This is a genomic window from Sphingomonas sp. GW821-FHT12D09 (assembly GCF_058807215.1).
On record NZ_JBXAQL010000003.1, the window covers coordinates 687,462 to 706,468 of the forward strand.

18 protein-coding genes are annotated in these 19,007 nt (G+C 69.0%); 14 read left to right on the forward strand and 4 right to left on the reverse strand.

Annotation, left to right across the window (positions count from 1 at the left end; translation table 11 throughout):
- The first annotated feature begins 15 nt into the window (after window positions 1-15).
- The 3 genes from AC1RPL_RS17045 (at window position 16) to AC1RPL_RS17055 (ending at window position 1,992) form a co-directional block, all read left to right on the forward strand.
- Window positions 16-1,068, forward strand: coding sequence for a Ppx/GppA phosphatase family protein (locus tag AC1RPL_RS17045; RefSeq protein ID WP_493070897.1), 1,053 nt, complete (start codon window positions 16-18; stop codon window positions 1,066-1,068).
- The gene (locus AC1RPL_RS17050) at window positions 1,065-1,745 is read left to right on the forward strand and encodes an RlmE family RNA methyltransferase (RefSeq protein ID WP_493070898.1); all 681 of its coding nucleotides are present in this window, start codon (window positions 1,065-1,067) and stop codon (window positions 1,743-1,745) included. The genes AC1RPL_RS17045 and AC1RPL_RS17050 overlap by 4 nt, the downstream gene beginning before the upstream one ends.
- Before the next feature lie 91 nt (window positions 1,746-1,836).
- Window positions 1,837-1,992, forward strand: a complete 156-nt coding sequence (locus tag AC1RPL_RS17055) for a hypothetical protein (RefSeq protein WP_493070900.1) — start codon at window positions 1,837-1,839, stop codon at window positions 1,990-1,992.
- A gap of 100 nt (window positions 1,993-2,092) precedes the next feature.
- Here AC1RPL_RS17055 and rpoZ read toward each other — a convergent pair whose 3' ends face one another.
- Window positions 2,093-2,437, reverse strand: a complete 345-nt coding sequence (rpoZ, locus tag AC1RPL_RS17060; protein ID WP_348973991.1) for a DNA-directed RNA polymerase subunit omega — start codon at window positions 2,435-2,437, stop codon at window positions 2,093-2,095.
- A gap of 189 nt (window positions 2,438-2,626) precedes the next feature.
- Here rpoZ and AC1RPL_RS17065 point away from each other — a divergent pair, with 189 nt between their 5' ends.
- Window positions 2,627-3,811 (forward strand): phospholipase D-like domain-containing protein, encoded by a 1,185-nt coding sequence (locus AC1RPL_RS17065; protein WP_493070961.1) that lies wholly within the window; start codon window positions 2,627-2,629, stop codon window positions 3,809-3,811.
- Here the strand turns inward: AC1RPL_RS17065 and AC1RPL_RS17070 are convergent.
- Window positions 3,779-4,534 carry a 3-deoxy-manno-octulosonate cytidylyltransferase gene (locus AC1RPL_RS17070; protein ID WP_493070902.1) on the reverse strand — a complete coding sequence of 252 codons (756 nt, stop codon included), beginning with the start codon at window positions 4,532-4,534 and terminating at the stop codon, window positions 3,779-3,781. The genes AC1RPL_RS17065 and AC1RPL_RS17070 overlap by 33 nt on opposite strands.
- Before the next feature lie 107 nt (window positions 4,535-4,641).
- Here AC1RPL_RS17070 and AC1RPL_RS17075 point away from each other — a divergent pair, with 107 nt between their 5' ends.
- From AC1RPL_RS17075 to AC1RPL_RS17090, 4 genes are read left to right on the forward strand one after another with little or no spacing between them, the layout of a single operon-like run.
- Window positions 4,642-5,877 carry a capsule polysaccharide biogenesis protein gene (locus tag AC1RPL_RS17075; RefSeq protein ID WP_493070904.1) on the forward strand — a complete coding sequence of 412 codons (1,236 nt, stop codon included), beginning with the start codon at window positions 4,642-4,644 and terminating at the stop codon, window positions 5,875-5,877.
- Window positions 5,865-6,989, forward strand: a complete 1,125-nt coding sequence (locus tag AC1RPL_RS17080; RefSeq protein WP_493070906.1) for a glycosyltransferase family 4 protein — start codon at window positions 5,865-5,867, stop codon at window positions 6,987-6,989. Before AC1RPL_RS17075 ends, AC1RPL_RS17080 begins: the two co-directional genes overlap by 13 nt.
- Window positions 6,989-7,768, forward strand: a complete 780-nt coding sequence (locus AC1RPL_RS17085; RefSeq protein ID WP_493070908.1) for an ABC transporter permease — start codon at window positions 6,989-6,991, stop codon at window positions 7,766-7,768. The genes AC1RPL_RS17080 and AC1RPL_RS17085 overlap by 1 nt, the downstream gene beginning before the upstream one ends.
- A gap of 25 nt (window positions 7,769-7,793) precedes the next feature.
- Complete coding sequence (locus AC1RPL_RS17090) at window positions 7,794-8,945, forward strand: KpsE/RkpR family capsule polysaccharide export protein (protein WP_493070910.1); 1,152 nt, start codon at window positions 7,794-7,796, stop codon at window positions 8,943-8,945.
- An 18-nt stretch (window positions 8,946-8,963) separates the two neighbouring features.
- Here AC1RPL_RS17090 and AC1RPL_RS17095 read toward each other — a convergent pair whose 3' ends face one another.
- Window positions 8,964-9,632 (reverse strand): ABC transporter ATP-binding protein, encoded by a 669-nt coding sequence (locus AC1RPL_RS17095; protein ID WP_493070912.1) that lies wholly within the window; start codon window positions 9,630-9,632, stop codon window positions 8,964-8,966.
- A gap of 99 nt (window positions 9,633-9,731) precedes the next feature.
- Here AC1RPL_RS17095 and AC1RPL_RS17100 point away from each other — a divergent pair, with 99 nt between their 5' ends.
- From AC1RPL_RS17100 to AC1RPL_RS17115, 4 genes are read left to right on the forward strand one after another with little or no spacing between them, the layout of a single operon-like run.
- Window positions 9,732-11,072, forward strand: coding sequence for a glycosyltransferase family 4 protein (locus tag AC1RPL_RS17100; RefSeq protein WP_493070914.1), 1,341 nt, complete (start codon window positions 9,732-9,734; stop codon window positions 11,070-11,072).
- A complete protein-coding gene (locus AC1RPL_RS17105; protein WP_493070916.1) occupies window positions 11,065-12,156 on the forward strand; it encodes a polysaccharide biosynthesis/export family protein in 1,092 nt (363 codons plus the stop codon). Before AC1RPL_RS17100 ends, AC1RPL_RS17105 begins: the two co-directional genes overlap by 8 nt.
- Window positions 12,153-13,199 carry a capsular polysaccharide export protein, LipB/KpsS family gene (locus AC1RPL_RS17110; protein WP_493070918.1) on the forward strand — a complete coding sequence of 349 codons (1,047 nt, stop codon included), beginning with the start codon at window positions 12,153-12,155 and terminating at the stop codon, window positions 13,197-13,199. The genes AC1RPL_RS17105 and AC1RPL_RS17110 overlap by 4 nt, the downstream gene beginning before the upstream one ends.
- Window positions 13,199-14,020, forward strand: a complete 822-nt coding sequence (locus AC1RPL_RS17115; RefSeq protein ID WP_493070920.1) for an FkbM family methyltransferase — start codon at window positions 13,199-13,201, stop codon at window positions 14,018-14,020. Before AC1RPL_RS17110 ends, AC1RPL_RS17115 begins: the two co-directional genes overlap by 1 nt.
- On the opposite strand, the gene AC1RPL_RS17120 is transcribed toward AC1RPL_RS17115, so the two are convergent.
- The gene (locus tag AC1RPL_RS17120) at window positions 14,017-14,478 is read right to left on the reverse strand and encodes an Lrp/AsnC family transcriptional regulator (RefSeq protein WP_493070922.1); all 462 of its coding nucleotides are present in this window, start codon (window positions 14,476-14,478) and stop codon (window positions 14,017-14,019) included. The genes AC1RPL_RS17115 and AC1RPL_RS17120 overlap by 4 nt on opposite strands.
- A gap of 99 nt (window positions 14,479-14,577) precedes the next feature.
- On the opposite strand from AC1RPL_RS17120, the gene putA reads away from it, so the two are divergent.
- Complete coding sequence (putA, locus tag AC1RPL_RS17125) at window positions 14,578-18,162, forward strand: trifunctional transcriptional regulator/proline dehydrogenase/L-glutamate gamma-semialdehyde dehydrogenase (protein WP_493070962.1); 3,585 nt, start codon at window positions 14,578-14,580, stop codon at window positions 18,160-18,162.
- Between the two features lie 184 nt (window positions 18,163-18,346).
- Window positions 18,347-18,676, forward strand: coding sequence for a hypothetical protein (locus tag AC1RPL_RS17130; RefSeq protein WP_493070924.1), 330 nt, complete (start codon window positions 18,347-18,349; stop codon window positions 18,674-18,676).
- The last annotated feature ends 331 nt before the right edge of the window (window positions 18,677-19,007 follow it).

The following is a 19,007-nucleotide window of genomic DNA, read 5'->3' on the forward strand; positions in this document are numbered from 1 at the left end:
TAAGCGAGTGATGTTATGGGGGATGGCACCGCCAATATGCCCCGCGGCCGTGGTCCCGGTAGAGTCCGGAAGCCCGCGGTGCCGCCGGAACGACCGATTCGCGGTCGCTGGCCCGAAGGGCGCCATTATGCGGCGCTCGATCTGGGCACCAATAATTGCCGCCTGCTGATCGCGCGTCCGCAAGAATCGGGCTTTGCCGTGGTCGATGCCTTTTCGCGAATCGTCCGGCTGGGCGAGGGGCTGGCGAGCAGCGGCAAGCTCTCCGATGCCGCGATCGAGCGCACCATCGCCGCGCTGCGGATCTGCGCCGAGAAGCTCAAGCGCCGCCAAGTGATCCTCGCGCGCTCGGTCGCGACCGAAGCTTGCCGCCAGGCGTCGAACGGCTCGGAATTCATCGAGCGCGTCTACCGCGAGACCGGCATCGCGCTCGACATCATCACTGCCGAGGAAGAGGCGCGGCTCGCCGTGCTGGGCTGCCACGCGCTGCTCGAGCCGGGCGACGGCCCGGCCTTGGTGTTCGACATCGGCGGCGGCTCGACCGAATTGGTGCTGGTCGATTCGCGTGGCGAAGTGCCTCGCATCCTCGACTGGCACAGCGCACCCTGGGGTGTCGTCTCGCTAACGGAAGCGTCGGGGCCCGCCGAAAGCGCCGAGGAGCGTGCCGCGCTCTACGCCAGCATGCGCGCGCGCGTCGCCGAGAGCTTCGCGCCGTTCGCCAGGCGGCTGCGCACCCCGCGCGGCACCCGGCGGCTGCTCGGCACGTCGGGCACCGTCACCACGCTCGCCAGCGTGCACCTTGGCTTGGCCGCCTATGACCGCTCGGTGGTCGATGGGTTGATCGTCCCGGCACCGGCGATGCGCGAGGTCAGCCAGCGCATTGCGGGGATGAGCATGGCGGAGCGCAGCCAGGTGCCCTGCATCGGCTCGGAGCGCGCCGACCTGGTCGTGGCAGGCTGCGCTATCCTCGAGACGATTCTCGATCTATGGCCGGCCGAACGGCTGGGCATTGCCGATCGCGGCATCCGCGAGGGCATCTTGCGCCGCCTGATCAACGGGAGAATCTTGTGAGCAGAGGCGGCGGACGCGGCCATACCCGCGTGCTGACGGCGCGAAAGCGCACGCCCCAGTCGACGCGCTGGCTCGAACGCCAGCTCAACGATCCGTACGTCAAGCGCGCCAAGGCCGAGGGCTTTCGCAGCCGCGCGGCCTATAAGCTGACCGAGCTCGACGAGAAGTTCGCCTTTCTGAAGGGCAAGAAGCGCGTGGTCGATCTTGGCATCGCGCCGGGCGGCTGGACCCAGGTGATTCGCCGCAAGCTGCCCAAGGCGGCGGTGGTCGGCATCGATCTGCTGCCCGTCGATCCGATCGACGGCGCGACGATCCTGATGATGGACTTCATGGACGATGCCGCGCCCGGTCGCCTGATCGAGGAGCTGGGCGGCGCCCCCGACCTCATCATCTCGGACATGGCGGCCAACACCGTCGGCCATCCGCAGACCGATGCGCTCAGGACCATGGCCCTGGTCGAGACCGCGCTCGACTTCGCGATCCAGGTGCTCGAGCCCGGCGGCGACTTCGTCTCCAAGGTGTTCGCCGGCGGCGCCGATTCGCAGCTCGTCGCCGAGATGAAGCGCAACTTCGCCACCGTGAAGCACGCCAAGCCCGCCGCCAGCCGCAAGGGCTCGGTGGAATGGTTCGTGGTGGCGCAGGGGTTCAAGGGGCGCAAGGCTGCGGCCGAGGAATGACCGCGTGCCGCATGACGCAGGTCTAGCGCCGCTTCAATTTCGCGGCGCGGTGCTCCAGCTTCAGCAGCAGGGCGGCATATTGCTCCCTGGCGTGTTCCGCCGCCGCTCGGACATTGGTGAAAAGCACCCTCTCGATTTCTTCATCGGCTCCGGTTTCGATCTGCTCGATCGGGGCCGCGCCGAATTTGGCGACGAGAAGCGCCCGGACGCGATGAAGACGGGCGGCGAAGTCCTTCTTCAGCCGTAGATATCGGGGTCCGCCGGTACGCCCCGATATGGACGAATCGCCAAAGCAAAAGGGCCGGAGTCGCCCCGGCCCTTTCGAAATTCCTGCGTGTCCGAGCGAATCAGCCGTCGTAGTCGCCGCCCAGATTCTGGTTGCGCGGCGGCGCGGCGGCGGTGAGGCGGAGCGCCTCGGCCGAAGCTGCGATCGAGCCGACCTCGTCCGGGGCCTCCTCGTCGTCGATCTGCACGCGCTGCAGGCTCGACACGACCGATTCCTCAAGGTGAGTCGGGCGAACCGTCTCCTCGGCGATCTCGCGCAAGGCGACGACCGGGTTCTTGTCGCGATCGCGATCGATGGTCAGATCGGCGCCGCCCGAGATCTGGCGAGCCCGCTGCGCCGCGAACAGCACCAGGTCGAAACGGTTGGGAACCTTGTCGACGCAATCTTCGACAGTGACGCGCGCCATCTGTGCTTCCTTGAAACGGAGTATCCGGGAAAGGCGGCGATCTAGGGTTCGCGCGCGGAAAAGTCAAGAAAATGGGGAGGCGAACCGAATCGCGCGTGGCGCGTTGGGAACGCACTCGCAACGACTCGGAAATCCATGGAAGCGCTCGCCCCCCTTGCCGACGAAGCATCGAACCCGCATCACGTCCCGATGGAGTTCTCCCAGCCGAGCCACGAGGTCGACGGCAACCGGCTGACCTTGCTGCCCGACGGGCCCGAACGGCTGGCGGCGCTGCTCGACCTGCTGGGCTCGGCGAAGCGCACGCTCCGAGTGCTCTATTACATCTATGTCGATGACGAGGCCGGGATCGCGGTGCGCGAGGCGCTGATCGGCGCGGCGAAGCGCGGCGTGAAGGTCAGCCTGATCGTCGATGGCCTGGGCAGCGAGCATGCCCAGAGCCACCGCTTCTTCGATCCGTTGCGCGAGGCGGGTATCGATGTCTGCCGCTTCGTGCCGCGCTGGGGCCGGCGCTATCTGCTGCGCAACCACCAGAAGCTCGCCCTTGCCGATGAGGAACGGGTGATCGTAGGCGGGTTCAACATCGAGGACAGCTATTTCGGCACGATCGCCGAACAGGCCTGGCGCGATCTCGGGCTGCTGATCGAGGGGCCGGCGGCGGGGCGGCTGGTCGGCTATTTCGATGCGCTGTCCAATTGGGCCAAGCGTCCCAAGCCGTCGCTGCGCAAGCTCGCCAGGACCTTGCGCGCCTGGAGCGAGCAGGAAGGGACCACCCGCTGGCTGCTCGGCGGGCCGATGCGCCGATTGTCGCCCTGGGCCAGGGAAGTGAAGCGCGACATGGAGCGATCGAAGTCGATCGACATCATCGCGGCCTATTTCGCCCCCAATCCCGCGATGCTTCGCCGGCTCGACCGGGCCGGCCAGCGCGGCCAGGTGCGGCTGGTGCTGCCGTCCAAGCTCGATCACGGCGCCGCGATCTGGGCGGCGCGCTTCACTTATGCCGGCCTGCTCCGCAAGCGGGTGGAGATCTACGAATACCAGCCGACCAAGATGCACACCAAGCTGTTCCTGCTCGACGATGTGGTGAACATCGGCTCGGCCAATTTCGACATCCGCTCGATGTTCCTCAACCTCGAGCTGATGTTCCGCGTCGAGGATCCGGGCTTCGCCGCCTATGTCCGCGGCTTCGTCGATGGCGAGATCGCGCGTTCGGAGCGGATCACGCCCGAGATCTACAAGGCGCGCACCGGCCCCTGGACGCGGGTGAAGCAGGCGGCGGCCTATTTCGTGATGGCGGTGCTCGATTATAATTTGACGCGGCGGCTCAATTTCACCCCGCGCCGTTCACGCCCCAAGGGCGGCGGCAACCAGGGCTAGGTCCTCGGGATTATTGACTTCCCAGAAGCCGGCCTCGGGCGCCGGCACTTCGACCAAGCGGATCCCCATGCCGTTCTCGAGGAAGCGCAGCTGCTCAAGCCCCTCGGCGCTTTCCAGCGCGCCGGGTGCCCAGCGGGCATAGGCGGCAAGCGCGTCCGGCGTATAGGCATAGAGCCCGATGTGCAGCTTGGGACGGCCGCCATGCGGCAGCACGCGCTTGGAGAAATAGAGCGCATTGCCCGCCCGGTCCGCCACCACGGTCGTCCCGCCGACCCGGCCCGCATTGGCATCGGCGAGCAGCCGCGCCTCGGTCGTCGCATCGCAGGCCATGAAGGGCGTCAGCATCGTCGCCCCGCTCCCGCGCCAGGCGGTGACCAGGGCAGCGATGTCCGATCGCCGGACCAGCGGCGAATCGCCCTGGAGGTTGACGACCAGCCTCGCCGCCGGCCGCAGCGCCGCCACTTCGGCGCAGCGCTCGGTGCCGTTGCGCGCTTCCGCGCTGGTCATCACTGCCGTCCCGCCAAAACCGCGCACAACCTCGGCGATGCGCGCGTCCTCGGTCGCCACCACTACTTCGCCCAGGTCGGCAGCGCGCATCCCCGCTTCCCAGGTCCATTGGACCAGCGGCTTGCCCGCGATCCGCGCGAGCGGCTTGCCGGGGAAGCGCATCGAGGCGAAGCGCGCGGGGATGACGATCAGCACATCTGGCGGCACATCGGACATGCGCCCTTCTTAGGAGTGCGCTTCCGCAAAGGCGATGCGCGGCGTAAGAGATTGGCGACAAGGGGGAATCGGTGGCGACAGGGCCCGATAGTCTGGATGGCGGGCCCGTGCCCACATCCCATGCCGCGCCGGCGCCGCTGCGGCTGGTCGAAGGGCCGCGCCATTTCCTCTTCCTCCAGGGCCTGCCCGGTCCGTTCTTCCGCAGGCTCGGTCGCCAGCTCCGGGCCGAAGGCGCTACCGTATCCCGCATCAATTTCAGCGGCGGAGACTGGTGGGACTGGCCCCGCGGTACCGCCTTTCGCGCCGCCACCGCCGATTTCCCCGCCTGGCTGGAGCGCTTCGTCGCCGCACGCGGGGTGACCGATCTGGTCGTGTTCGGCGATTGCCGGGCCCCCCATGTCGCCGCCCGCGCGCTGGCCGATCGCCGGGGGTTGCGCTTCCACGCGTTCGAGGAGGGCTATCTGCGCCCCGATCATGTCACGCTGGAGCGCGGCGGGGTGAACGGCCATTCGAGCTTGCCGCGCTCGCTGCGTGCGTTGCGCCTGCTCGATGCGCGGATCGAGGCCCCCGCGGAACCGGTGCCGGTGCGCAGCGCCTTCGCGCCGCGCGCGCGGGAGGCGGTGCTCCACCATCTCTTCGCTGCGCTTGGCCGCCCGCTCTTCCCGCACCACCGCAACCATCGCTTCTGGCCTGCCTGGCGCGAGGCGGCGGGCTGGCTCGGTCGACGCCTCCACCGCACGCGCGAGCATCGCGCCAGCCTGGCGGCGCTCGCCAGCCTGGCAGGGCGCCCGACCTTCCTGCTGCCCCTCCAGATCGAAGGCGATTCGCAGCTTGCGGTCCATTCGCCCTTCGCCTCGATCGTCGAGGCGATGGAGCATGTGCTCGAGGCGTTTCGCGACGCGCCGCCCGAGGCGCGGCTGCTCGTCAAGCAGCATCCGCTCGATCCCGGCGTGATCCGCTGGCGTGCGCTGGTCACGCAGGCGGCGCACCGGATCGGGGTGGGCGACAGGGTCGCCTTCATCGAGCGCGGCGACCTGCTGCCGCTGCTGCGCGTCGCGTGCGGGGTGGTGACGGTCAACAGCACCGTCGGCCCGCTCGCATTGGCGCAAGGCGTGCCGGTGCTGGCGCTTGGAGCCGCGATCTACCGGGTGCCGGGGATCACCGCCGAATGCAGCCTCGCCGAATTCTGGCGCGATCCGCCGCTGGTGGACACAGAGAATTTCGCGCTGTTCTGCCGGGTGCTGCGCGCCAAATGCCTGGTCAATGGTGGCTTCCACGGCAAGGAAGCGCTGGCGCTGCTGTTGGAACGCAGCACCGAGCGGCTGTTGGCATGCGGCCGCTGAGCCTCGACATCACCCGGCTGCTGCTCCGCCGCCGCCACGCCACGCCGACGGGGATCGACCGGCTGGAGCTGGCCTATGCCCGCGCACTCCTCGCTCGCCGGGACCGGCCGGTGGCGTTCGAGGCCTGGGTGCCCGGCCTCGGTGCGTGCGGCTATGCGGCACCGGCGCTGGCGAAGCTGCTTCCGCAGATCGAGGCGCGCTGGGCGGCGGGCCAGGCTTCGGGGATCGCGCTTTCCGGCCTGCGCCTGCGCCAGCCCCGTGAAGGCGAAGTCCGCCTGCTCGTCTCGCATCACCATCTCGCCGAGCTGCCTCGTCGCCACCGGCCGGCGGGGAAGACCTGCGTCTATATCCATGACGCGATCCCCGCCGACTTCCCCGAATATGCCCGGCCGGGCGGGGCGCAGAAGCATGAGACACGCCTGCGCAACGCCGCCGCGCTCGCCGATGCGGTCCTGGTCAATTCGCACGCCACCGCCGCGTCGCTCGATCGTTTCCTCGAAAAGCGCCGCCCGCCCGTGCTCGTCGCCCCGCTCGGGGTCGAACCGCGCTTCGCCGGCACCCCGCCCGAAGTCCAGGACCGCCCCTATTTCCTCTGTCTCGGCACGGTCGAGCCCCGGAAGAACCATCTCCTGCTGCTCAACCTTTGGCGCGCACTCGCTGGCGAAGCGGATGCGCCCCGGCTAATCCTGGTCGGCAGGCGCGGCTGGGAGAACGAGAATGTCGTCGACATGCTCGAACGCTGCCGGGCGATCCAGGGCCTGGTGGTCGAAGCCGGCCGGGTCGGCGATGCGCGGCTCGCGCGTCTGGTCGCCGGTGCCCGCGCAGTGCTGATGCCGAGCTTCGCCGAAGGCTTCGGCCTGCCCGTTGCCGAGGCGCTGGCCGCAGGCGTGCCGGTGATCGCCAGCGATCTGCCCGCCTTGCGCGAGACCGGCGGCCATGTGCCCGACTATCTCGATCCGCTCGACGGCCCCGGCTGGCAGCGTGCGATCCGCGATTACGCCGCGTCGGAAAGCCCGCGCCGCGCCGCGCAGCTCAAACGATTGAAGGCCTGGACCCCGCCCGGCTGGGACGCGCATTTCGCCGCGGTCCTCCCGTTCCTGGACACGCTATGATGCGCGCGCTGCTTGCCGCCGCGGATACGCAGGGCGCGGTGATCCGCGCGCTGATCCTGCGCGAGCTGCACACCCGCTTCGGGCGCGAGAATATCGGCTATCTCTGGCTGTTCGCCGAGCCGATGCTGCTCGCCGCCGCCGTCGCCTTGCTCCACGGATCGAGCCATCTGCCGATCAGCGGCGGCGTCAAGCCGATCCCCTTCGCGATCGGCGGCTACGGCCTCTTCATCATGTTCCGATCGGTGATCTCGCGCGCCGAGACGGTGCTCGAAGCCAACCGGCCCTTGCTCCACCACCGCCCGGTCACCTTGTTCGACATGCTCGCCGCGCGCTCGCTGCTCGAACTGGCCAGCACGATCGTTGTACTGGTCACGCTGCTCGGCGCCGCGGCGGCGCTCGGCCTCGCCGATCCGCCGGCCCGGCCCGAGGCGGTGCTGCTCGCGATAGTGCTGATGGCCTGGTTCGCCTTCGCGCTCGGCATGCTGGTAGCCGCCGCCTCGCATGCCGCGCCGCTCATCGGCCGGCTCGTCCATCCCCTGCTCTATCTGTCGATGCCCGCCTCCGGGGCCTTCTTCGCCATGGCCTGGCTGCCCGAAGGCGCGCGTGCCTGGCTCGCCTGGATCCCGCTCGTCCCTGTCTTCGAGCTGCTCAAGATCGGGCAGTTTGCCGGCTTCACTTCGCACTATGCCGATATCGGCTATGTCGTCGGCTGGTGCGGCGCGCTGACCCTGCTCGGGCTGTTCGCGCTCGCCCATCTGCGCGGGCGGCTTGAACTATGAGGCGCTTTTGCCTGAGATGCCGCGCATGAACCGCATGGTCCATCTTTCCCCGGCCGAGGAAGCGGTGCCGCGCGCACGGCCGGCTTGGTGGCGGCGCACTCCCTTTGCTCTGGTGGTGCTGCTGCCGACCCTGCTCGCCGCGCTCTACCTCTTCGCCATCGCCAGCCCGCAATATGCCTCCGAGGCGCAGTTCGTCGTGCGCGGGCTCGAGGCGCAGGGGCCGCGCGTCGGCGGCATGGGCCAGCTCTTCGGCCTGGGCGGCGCGCTCGCGCCGGGCCAGCAGGAGGCGCAGAGCGTCCGCGAGTATCTGCGCTCGCACGATGCCGTGGCGGCCTTGAAGGCCAAGGGCATCGATCTCGCCGCGCTCTATGCCCGGCACGGGATCGACTGGCTGTCGCGCCTGCGCGCGGACAGGCCCCGCGCCGAGACGCTGCTCGACTATTACCGGGCCCATGTCGACGTGACCTACGACCCCGACGACAATATCACCCGCCTCTCGGTCCGCGCCTTCGCCCCCGAGGACTCGCGTCGCGTCGCCGCCGCCTTGCTCCAGCTTGGCGAGGAACGGGTCAACGCCTTCAACGCCCGGCTGTTCGACGCCTCGCTGCGCGCCGCCGATGCGGATGCGCTGGCCGCCGAGCAGGAACTCGGCACGATCGAGCGCCAGCTCTCCGCCTTCCGCCAGGGCAATGGCGATATCGATCCCGCCGCCAGCGGTGCTGCCGGGCAGAAAGCGCTTGCCGACGCCGAGATCGACCTGGGCAAACAGCAGGCGCTGCTCGCCGACATGCGCCGCCAGCTGAGTCCGGCCAGCCCCCAGGTCCGCGCGGTCGCGGGCCGGGTATCCGCGCTCCAGGCGGCGGTCGCGGCGGCACGTGGGCGCATCGCCGGCCAGCCCGGCGCGGTTGCCGCGCGGCTGGGCAATTTCGAGGAGCTGCGCCTGCGCCAGAGCTTCGCCGCCAAGCGCTACGAGGCCGCCCGCGCCCGGCTCGAGGAAGCGCGCGCCCGCGCCGTGAAGGAGCGGCTGTTCATCGTCCCCGTGGTCGAGCCCAACCTTCCCGAAAGGCCAGATCGCCCGACGCCGTGGCGGACCACGCTGCTGATCTTCGCCGGGCTGGTCATCGCCTATGGCATCGGCTGGATGCTGCTCGCCGGGCTACGCGAGCACCAAGCCTGAGACCGCTCCGCTATGGGCCTAGGCGACCTTCGCTTCCTGTCGGCTGGAGTGCCGCGCGATCGCTTCCTCGATATGGTCGTAGAAGGTCAGCCGCCCGCCCTCCAGCACCGCGCCGATGTCGCAATAGTCGCGCAGCGTCTGCATGTCGTGGCTGACCATGACGAGCGTGCCCTGTCGCCGCCGCTCCATCAGCGCGGCATGGCAGCGCGCGCGGAAGCGCTCGTCGCCCGCGGCGATGACTTCGTCGATCAGATAGCAGTCGAACTCCACCGCCAGGCTCGCGGCGAATGCCAGCCGTGCCAGCATGCCCGCCGAATAGGTACGGATCGGCATGAACAGATATTCGCCCAGCTCGGCGAAATCCTCGACAAAGGCCAGCACCTCTCCCACCGGTCGGCGATAGATGCGCGCGATGAAGCGGACATTGTCGGCGCCGCTCAGGCTGGACTGGAAGCTGGAGCCATAGCCGATCGGCCAGGAGACGCGCATGCCGCGTTCGATCCTGCCGGCGCTCGGCTTCTCCACTCCGGCGATGAGGCGCAGCAGCGTCGTCTTGCCCGCGCCATTGTGGCCGCAAATGCCGATCGACTGGCCGGGCAGGATGCGGAAGCTCGCTTCCTCCAGCACGGTCCGCCGCCCGCCGCCGCGCAGCGGATAGGATTTGGCGACGCGATCGAAGCGGATCATCGCGCCACGCTAAACCCATGGAGGTCCTTGCGAAAGTGCGGGCTTCGCAATCGCTTCACCGGCCTGTACGACAGAGCGAGGCTAGGGGGACGCCGCACCATGCGGTTGATGATCGACGGCTATAATCTGGCGCTGCCGCAGGGCACGGGCGTGGCCACCTATGGCTATCAGCTCGCCGATGCCGCGCACGAATTGGGGATCGGCGTCGACGGGCTGTACGGCCTGCGCGCGCCGTTCAATCCGCGCCTGCGCGAGGTCATGTTCTACGAAGCGCTGGGCAATGGCCATGCCACGCGCCGGCCCTTTCCCGGCAGCCCGGCCTGGCTGCGCGAACTTGCCCGGCTGGCCCGTCCGCGGCACACCCGCGCCATTCCGGTCGACGGGCACGTGCTCGCCCGCCAGTTCGCCCACCGGCTGCCGCGCTTCGATGCGCTGCACAGCGCGCCCGATCTGTTCGATCTCGCCGCCCGCAACTTCAAGCGCACCGGCCTGTTCACCCGGGCGGTCATCCCCGGCGGCGCCCCCGACGTCATGCACTGGACCTACCCCTTGCCGGTGCGCATGCCGGGCGTGGCCAATCTCTACACGCTGCACGATCTGGTGCCCTTGAAGCTCCCCTTCGCCACCGCCGACAACAAGCGCTTCTATTCCCGGCTGGTCGGCAAGGTGGTGGCGACCGCCGACCGTATCGTCACTGTCTCCGAGGCGAGCCGGGCCGACATCCTCCAGCTGTTCCCCGAAGCCGAGCCCAGGCTGGTCAACACCTGGCAGGCCGTCCGCCTGCCAGAGGGCGCGGCCGAGGAGCCCGAGCAGGACGTCGCCCGCGCGGTGCAGAGCATCTTCGGGCTCGATTGGCGCGGCTATTTCCTGTTCTTCGGCGCGATCGAGCCCAAGAAGAACCTTGCCCGGCTGATCGAGGCCTATCTCTCGCTCGGCACCGATACGCCGTTGGTGATCGTCGGCCAGCGCAGCTTCGGCAGCCGGCAAGAGCTGCGTCTGCTCCGCCGCGACGAACTCAACCCGCTGGTCGCCCAGTTCAAGAATGTCCGCCGGATCGACTATCTGCCGCGCAGCCTGCTCTTCCGCCTGGTCCGTGGTGCGAAGGCAGTGACCTTCCCCTCGATCCATGAGGGCTTCGGCCTGCCGGTGCTCGAGGCGATGGCGCTGGGCACGCCGGTGCTCACTTCGAACACCAGCGCGCTCCCCGAAGTGGCGGGCGATGCGGCGGTGCTCGTCGATCCCTATAGCCCCGCCGCGATCGCCGCCGGGCTGCGCGCGCTCGATGGCGATGCCGAGTTGCGCGAGCGGCTGTCCGCCGCCGGCAAGGTCCGCGCCGAATTCTTCTCGCCCAAGCGGTACGGCGAACGCCTCGCCCGCCTTTATGGCGATTTGTTCGAGGAGCGCGCCCAGGCGGCCGCGCTGCGGCCCGCCCATGCGTAGCCTGCTCCTTCCCCTGGCGCTGCTGCTCATCTCGGGCTGCGCGACACTGCCCGCCGCCGCACCGACCGCGCATCAGGTCGTGAATCCGGCGGCCGCCGCCGGCGTCACGGTGATCGACATCGTCGACGCCCCCGGCCTCGCTGCCGAAGCCGAGCCGGAAGCGCCCGCCTGGCCGATCGCCGATGCCGCGCCGAGCGACAATGGAATTGCCGTGGGCGACCGGGTGAGCGTCACCGTGTTCGAAGTCGGCTATGCGCTGTTCGGTGCCGCCCGCGACGAGGCCGCGCCCACCGCCGCCGGCCGCACCCTGCCCCGCATGGAGGTTGGCGAAGCGGGCACGATCGACTTGCCCTATATCGGTGCCGTCTCCGTCCTCGGCCGTACCCCCGATACGGTCTCGTCGGAGATCGAGCGCCGGCTGCGCGGCCTTTCGCAGAGCGCCCAGGCCAGCGTCACGATCGATCGCGGCCCGGCGCGCAGCATCGTGGTCAGCGGCGATGTGAAGACCCCCGGCCGCCAGCCGCTCACGGCGGCGGGCGAGCGCCTGCTCGACGTGATCGCCGTCGCCGGCGGCCCCACCGCCCGCGCCGCCGACACATCGGTGCGGCTTACCCGGACCGACCAGTCCGCCGAGATCCGGCTCGACCGGCTCCGCGTCGGCGCGCTCGCCAATGTCCGCCTCGCCCCTGGCGACCATGTCGAGCTGATCCGTTCGGTCCGTTCGGTCACCGTCCTCGGTGCGGCGCGCACCGTCTCCGAAGTGCCGTTCGACAGCGATGCGCTCAGCCTCGCCGAAGCGCTCGCCCGCGCTGGCGGCCCGCTCGACAGCCAGGCCGATGCCACCGGCGTGTTCGTCTTCCGCTACGAGCCGGCAATGGTCGACGGCGTCCGCAAGGAGCTGCCGGTGATCTACCGGCTCAACCTGATCGACCCGCGCAGCTATTTCGCCGCCCAGCGTTTCCGGATGCGCGAGAAGGACGTGCTGCTCATCGCCAATGCCCGCTCGGCGCAGTTCGGCAAGCTCGTCCAGCTGCTCAACACGCTGATCACCCCGGCGCTCACCGTCGAGCTGCTCACCCGGTGACCGACCCCCGGGCGGAAGGCATCGCCTGCCTCGCCGGGATCGCGCGGTGGAAGCGCAGGCGCCTCGCTGCAATGCTTTGCAACCGGCATGGGCCGGTATTTGCAAACGCCGCTGCCAAGGCCGTGAAGGCGGCAAGGGCGGGCGGCGGCGCCATCGCCTGCTGGGCCTCGCGCATGCCGGCTGGGCTGGAGGCGCAAGCGGCAGCCGCGGGCGTGCCGCTTTGGTGGATCGAGGACGGCTTCATCCGCTCGGCGGGGCTTGGTGCGGCGCTGGTCCCACCCGGCTCGATCACGCTCGACAGCCGCCGCCCGCATTACGATGCCGCGGGCCCGAGCGATCTCGAGGTGATGCTCCAGACCCGCGACTTCACGCCCGATCAAATCGCCCGCGCCGAGCGCCTGCTCGCCCGGCTGCGCGAGGCGGCGCTGACCAAGTACAATCTCGACGGCCCGATACCCGATCTGCCAGCGGATCGCCGCATTGCGCTAGTGCTCGGCCAGGTCGAGGATGATCGCTCGGTACTGCTCGGCGGACTGGGACTCTCCACGGCCGATCTGCTCGCTCGTGCCCGCGCCGAGGAGCCGGACGCGTATCTGGTCTACAAGCCGCATCCCGATGTCGTCGCCCGCCTGCGCAGCGGCGCGCTGACGGCGCCTGAGGCGGACCTGGTCCTGCCGCATGCCGATCTCCCGCGCCTGCTCGACCGGGTGGACGTGGTGCACACGCTCACTTCGCTCGCCGGCTTCGAGGCGCTGGTCCGCGGGCGCAATGTGGTGGTGCACGGCGCCCCCTTCTATGCCGGCTGGGGCCTGACCCGCGACCATGCCGCGCCCGCCCGCCGCACCCGCCGCCGCACCCTTGCCGAGCTGGCCGCCGCCGCGCTGATCGCCTATCCGCTCTACGGCGATCCCGTCACCGGTGCGCCTTGCCCTCCCGAGCAACTTGTCGAGGCACTGGCCCGAACCGGTCCGAAAACCCCGCGCGCCTCGATTGCGGCGCATCTGGCCGCATGGCATGCCGGCCGCCGGGCAAGGGAAGGATGATGGACACGGCACCGATCTACGACATCTGGCGCCTGCTTTCGGAACCGCGCGACCAGGTCGAGGCGGAGATCCGCGCGCTCTGCCGCACGGCCTATTGCGGTGATCACACCGCGCTCGCCCGCGTGCTCGGGCGGTACAAGATGTACGTCGACACGCGCGACACCGGCATCGCCGCGCACCTGATGCTCGACGGCTTCTGGGAAATGTGGGTCACCGAAGCGATGCTGCGCGTCGTGCGCCGCGGCGCGACGGTGATCGATGTCGGTGCCAATCTCGGCTTCTTCACGCTGCTCCTCGCCGATCTGACTGGCGATGGGGGCCGCGTCCTGTCCTTCGAGCCCAATGACGGGGTGGCCGGCCGGCTCGCCTCAAGCATCGCGATCAACGGCTTCGGCCCATTCACCACGCTCCACCGCTGTGCGCTCGGCGCGGTCGAAGGGCTGGTCGCGCTCGATGTGGAGACGCATGCGCCGGGTGGCGCGCGGGTACGCGAGGATGGCGCCGGTTCGATCCCGATCCGCCGGCTCGACAGCTTTGCGCAAGCGCTCGATGCCGAGTTCATCAAGATCGATGTCGAGGGCCATGAGCAGCAGGTATGGCGCGGCATGACCGGCATCCTGGCGCGCGGCAATCCGCTCACCGTCTTCATGGAGTTCACCGTCGGCCGCTATCCCGATCCGGCGGGGTTCCTCTCCGAGATACTCGGCGAAGGCTTCACGCTTGGTCTGATCCATCATGACGGGCAGATTCGCCCGATCACACCCGAGGAGCTGCTCGGCGGGCCGCGCCATGTCGATCACATGCTGAGTCTCAGCCGCTAATCCTTCACCGTCTCCATCGCGACATAGGTCGAAGTGCTGGCGACGTGCGGCAGGCTGGAGATCTTCTCGCCCAGCACGATCCGGTAGCGGTGGATGTCCGCGGTGCGCACCTTGAGCAGATAGTCGAAATTGCTGGCGAGCATATGGCACTCCTCCACTTCGGGAAGCCGCCGCACGGCTGCGTTGAACTCCTGCAGCGCCTTTTCCCGCGTGTCGGCCAGCTTCACTTCGGTGAAGGCGATATGATCGAGTCCCAGCCGCGCGGGATCGATGATCGCGCGAAAGCCGCGGATTACGCCCGAATCGACCAGGCGCTTGAGCCGCACCTGGGCCGGCGTCTTGGAAAGCCCCACCTGTTTGGCGAGCTCGGTGACGGTCATCCGGCCGTCCGCGGAGAGCGCGGCGACGATCTTGCGATCGAACTCATCCAATTCGACTGCGCGCGCGGGCTTTTTCATCATTTCCGCCTAGCACGGCCCGGTGAATATGGCGATTCATCCCATGATACCGCGCTGAAAAGTCGGATCGACTTGGCGGGAAGGTTTATTATGGCCGCCATGAACCAGCCCGCACCCTTTGCCGCCTTCGCTCCGCCCGTCCGGGAAGCGACTCCGCTCCGCCAGGCGATCACCGCCGCCTATCGCCGCGACGAGCGCGAGGCGCTGCTGCCGCTGATCGAGGCGGCGACACTCGACGAGGCCACCCGCGCCGCGGTCCGCGAGACGGCGACCCAGCTGGTCACCGGGCTGCGCGCCCGCAAGCGCGGCGGCGCGGTCGAATCGCTGGTCCAGGAATATGCGCTGTCGAGCGAGGAGGGCGTGGCGCTGATGTGCCTGGCCGAGGCGCTGCTGCGCATCCCCGACGATGCCACCCGCGACGCGCTGATCCGCGACAAGATCGCCGATGGCGACTGGCGCGCGCATCTCGGCGGCAAGCCGCTCTTCGTCAACGCCGCGACCTGGGCGCTGGTCGTCACCGGCAAGCTGGTCGGCACCGCGGACGACAAGGGGCTGGGCGCCGCGCTGATGCGCCTGGTCGCGCGCGCCGGTGAGCCGGTGATCCGCCGCGCGATCGACATCGCGATGCGGATGATGGGAGAGCAGTTCGTCACCGGCGAGACGATCGCCGAGGCGCTCAAGCGGGCCAGGCATGAAGAGGCCAAGGGATTCCGCTACAGCTATGACATGCTCGGCGAGGCGGCGACCACCGGTGCCGACGCCGAGCGCTATTATCGCGATTACGAGAATGCGATCCACGCGATCGGCAAGGCCTCGGCCGGGCGCGGCATCTATGAAGGGCCGGGCATCTCGATCAAGCTGTCGGCGCTGCACCCGCGCTATGCCCGCTCGCAGGCGGACCGGGTGATGGGCGAGCTGCTTCCCCGCGTGAAGACGCTGGCGGCGCTGGCCCGCAGCTATGACATCGGCCTCAACATCGATGCCGAGGAAGCCGATCGACTCGAACTGTCGCTCGACCTGCTCGAAGGCCTGGCGCTCGATCCCGATCTCGCGGGCTGGGACGGGCTCGGCTTCGTCGTCCAGGCGTACGGCAAGCGCTGCCCCTATGTGCTGGACTGGATCATCGACCTCGCCGGCCGCGCCCAGCGGCGGATCATGGTCCGGCTGGTCAAGGGCGCCTATTGGGATGCCGAGATCAAGCGCGCCCAGGTCGATGGGCTGCCCGATTTCCCGGTCTATACCCGCAAGCTCCACACCGATGTCGCGTACATCGCCTGCGCGCGGAAGCTGCTCGCGGCCACGGATCGCGTGTTCCCGCAATTCGCCACGCACAATGCCCAGACGCTGGCGACGATCTACCAGCTCGCCGGCCCGGACTTCGCGGTAGGCAAATACGAGTTCCAGTGCCTGCACGGCATGGGCGAGCCGCTCTACGAGCAGGTCGTCGGAAAGGCGAAGCTGAACCGCCCCTGCCGAATCTATGCGCCGGTCGGCACCCACGAGACGCTTCTGGCCTATCTGGTGCGCCGTTTGCTGGAGAATGGCGCCAACTCCTCCTTCGTAAACCGTATCGCGGATCCCGAGATTCCGGTTTCCGAGCTGGTTGCCGATCCGGTCGAGCAGGTCCTGGCAATGCCCGATCCCGGTATGCATCACGACCTGATCGCGCTGCCCCGCGACCTCTATCCCGACCGCCGCAATTCGGACGGGCTCGACCTGAGCAACGAGGATGCGCTCGCAACGCTCACCGCATCGCTCCAGCACAGCGCCACGATCGCATGGCGGGCCGCGCCGGCGGACGGGCAGGGGGCCGAGCGCAAGGTCCTCAACCCCGCCGATCACCGTGACGAAGTCGGTGTCGTCGTCGAAGTTTCCCCGGAAGCTGCTACTGCCGCCGTTGCCCGCGCCGCCGCCTCGACCTGGAGCAGCACCCTCGTCGCCGATCGCGCCGCAATGCTCGAGCGCGCCGCAGAAGCGATGCAGGCGCGCATGCCCGTGCTGCTCGGCCTGATCGTGCGCGAAGCGGGAAAGTCGCTGCCCAATGCGATCTCGGAAGTGCGCGAGGCGATCGACTTCCTGCGCTATTACGCCGCCCGCGCCCGTGCCACCTTCGGCTCGGCCCAGGCGCCGCTCGGCCCGGTGGTGTGCATCAGCCCGTGGAACTTCCCGCTGGCGATCTTCACCGGGCAGGTCGCCGCCGCGCTCGTCGCGGGCAACCCGGTGCTCGCCAAGCCAGCCGAGGAAACCCCGCTGATCGCCGCCCAGGCGGTGGCGTTGCTGCACGAAGCGGGCGTTCCCGCCGATGCACTCCAGCTCGTTCCCGGCGATGGCCCGATCGGAGCGGCCTTGGTCGGGGCGCCGCAGACCGCCGGTGTGATGTTCACCGGCTCGACCGATGTCGCCCGCCTCATCCAGCGCCAGCTCGCCCCGCGGCTCTCGCCCGCCGGCAAGCCGATCCCGCTCATCGCCGAGACCGGCGGGCAGAATGCGATGATCGTCGATTCCTCGGCGCTCGCCGAGCAGGTCGTGGCGGACGTCCTCGCCTCGGCATTCGACAGCGCCGGCCAGCGCTGCTCGGCGCTGCGCATCCTCTGCCTGCAGGAGGAAATCGCCGATCGCACGCTGGCGATGCTCAGGGAGGCGCTCAAGGAACTGCGGATCGGCCGCACCGATGCGCTCGCGGTCGATACCGGCCCGGTGATCACTGCCGAGGCGCAGGGCAATATCGAGCGCCACATCGCCACGATGCGCGCGCGCGGCCACAAGATCGAGCAGCAGGAACTGCCGGCGAGTGCGGCGCACGGCACCTTCGTCGCGCCGACGATCATCGAGATCGCTTCGATCGCCGATGTCGAGCGCGAAGTGTTCGGCCCGGTGCTCCACGTCCTGCGCTACGCCCGCGATGACCTGGGCAAGCTGATCGATGCGATCAACGCCACCGGCTATGGCCTCACCTTCGGCCTGCACACCCGGCTCGACGAGACGATCGCCGAAGTCACGGCGCGGGTGAACGCCGGCAATCTCTATGTGAACCGCAACGTGATCGGCGCGATCGTCGGCGTGCAGCCCTTTGGCGGGCGCGGGCTTTCAGGTACCGGCCCCAAAGCGGGCGGGCCGCTCTATCTCGGCCGGCTGACTCATGAGGCGCCGGTAGCGATCGAGCCCGCCACGGCCCCCGCGCCGCTGACCGAATTCGCCGCCTGGCTCGATGCGCAGGGCGAAGCCGATGCGGCTGCCACGGCCCGTCGTTACGGCGCTGCCTCGGCGCTGGGCGCCGAGCGTGAGCTGCCCGGCCCGGTCGGCGAGCGCAACCTGTACGCGCTGCATCCGCGTGGCCGTATCCTGCTGCGTCCATCGACCCGTGCCGGCCTGTTCGAGCAGACCGCCGCCATGTTGGCGACGGGCAATACCGGCACGCTGGAAGGCATGGCGCTGCCCACGGGCTTGCCGCCGCGGATCGCCGCTGCCTTCGCGGCTGCGGCGGGCACGCATCCCGCAGCCGCGCTGGTCGAAGGCGATCCTACGGCACTGGCGGAGCAGCTGGCGGCCTTGGACGGCCCGATCGTGGCCGTCCTTGCGCGCGGCCAGAATGGCTACCCGCTCGACCTGTTGCTCGAAGAGGTATCGATCTCGATCAACACCACCGCGGCTGGCGGCAATGCCAGCCTGATGACGATCGGCTGAGCGCATTCCCGAACCGGTTGGGAAAAAGGCGCTCGCAACTGTTGCGAGTGCCTTTTTCTTTGGGCCGGGCACCGGGGCGTGCAAGAATGTCATTCTGCCGACCGGCTTCTTACGTCGCCGAAACCTTCTGGCCGGTCTTGTGTTTCGACGGGGATGAGCCCGCACGAGCGGGGACGGGGCGCCCATGAATACGCAACACGACTATTATCAGGCCCGCGCCGCACGCCAGCGCGAGATTGCCGCAGAGCTGACGGGCAGTGCCCGGGAGCAGCACCTGACATTGGCGGCGATGTACGAGGCGCTGGCTACCGAGCCCAAGGGCGCATCTCCTGCTGCGAGGCCCGAGGAGGCGAAACAGCCACCGGCAGAAGAGGAAGGCGAGCGCGCCTATCTGCAGCGCCGCGCTCGAGAGGAGCGCGCACGGGCCGCGGACACCGATGATCCGGCGGTACGGCGGATCCGCTTCGAGATGGCCGATGAGTATCTGCGGCGCGCAGAAGCAGCCAAGCCATGATGCGATATCCGGCTGCGCCCCGGGGCGCCCGGCGGATTTTTCGGCAAAGTTCCGGTTTTTTGGAAAAAGTGCATTTTTCCCGTTGACGCGAATCGATTGGGCTCATAGATGCCCACCTCCCGGCGGCGAGGCACTCGCTTCTCCGCTCTTCCGGACCTCGGTTCGGACTGTTCTCAACTAGCTGGTGAGGCTTCGGCCTTGCTGACTTGGGCCCCATAAAAGGGGATGTTCGAAGTTCGCTTCGGGCAAGGACACGCTCTTTGACATAGTGATTTTGATGAAGGGACATGTGGGCGGCGGCCCCGGGTCTGGCGGCTTCTAGGCGTCGGAT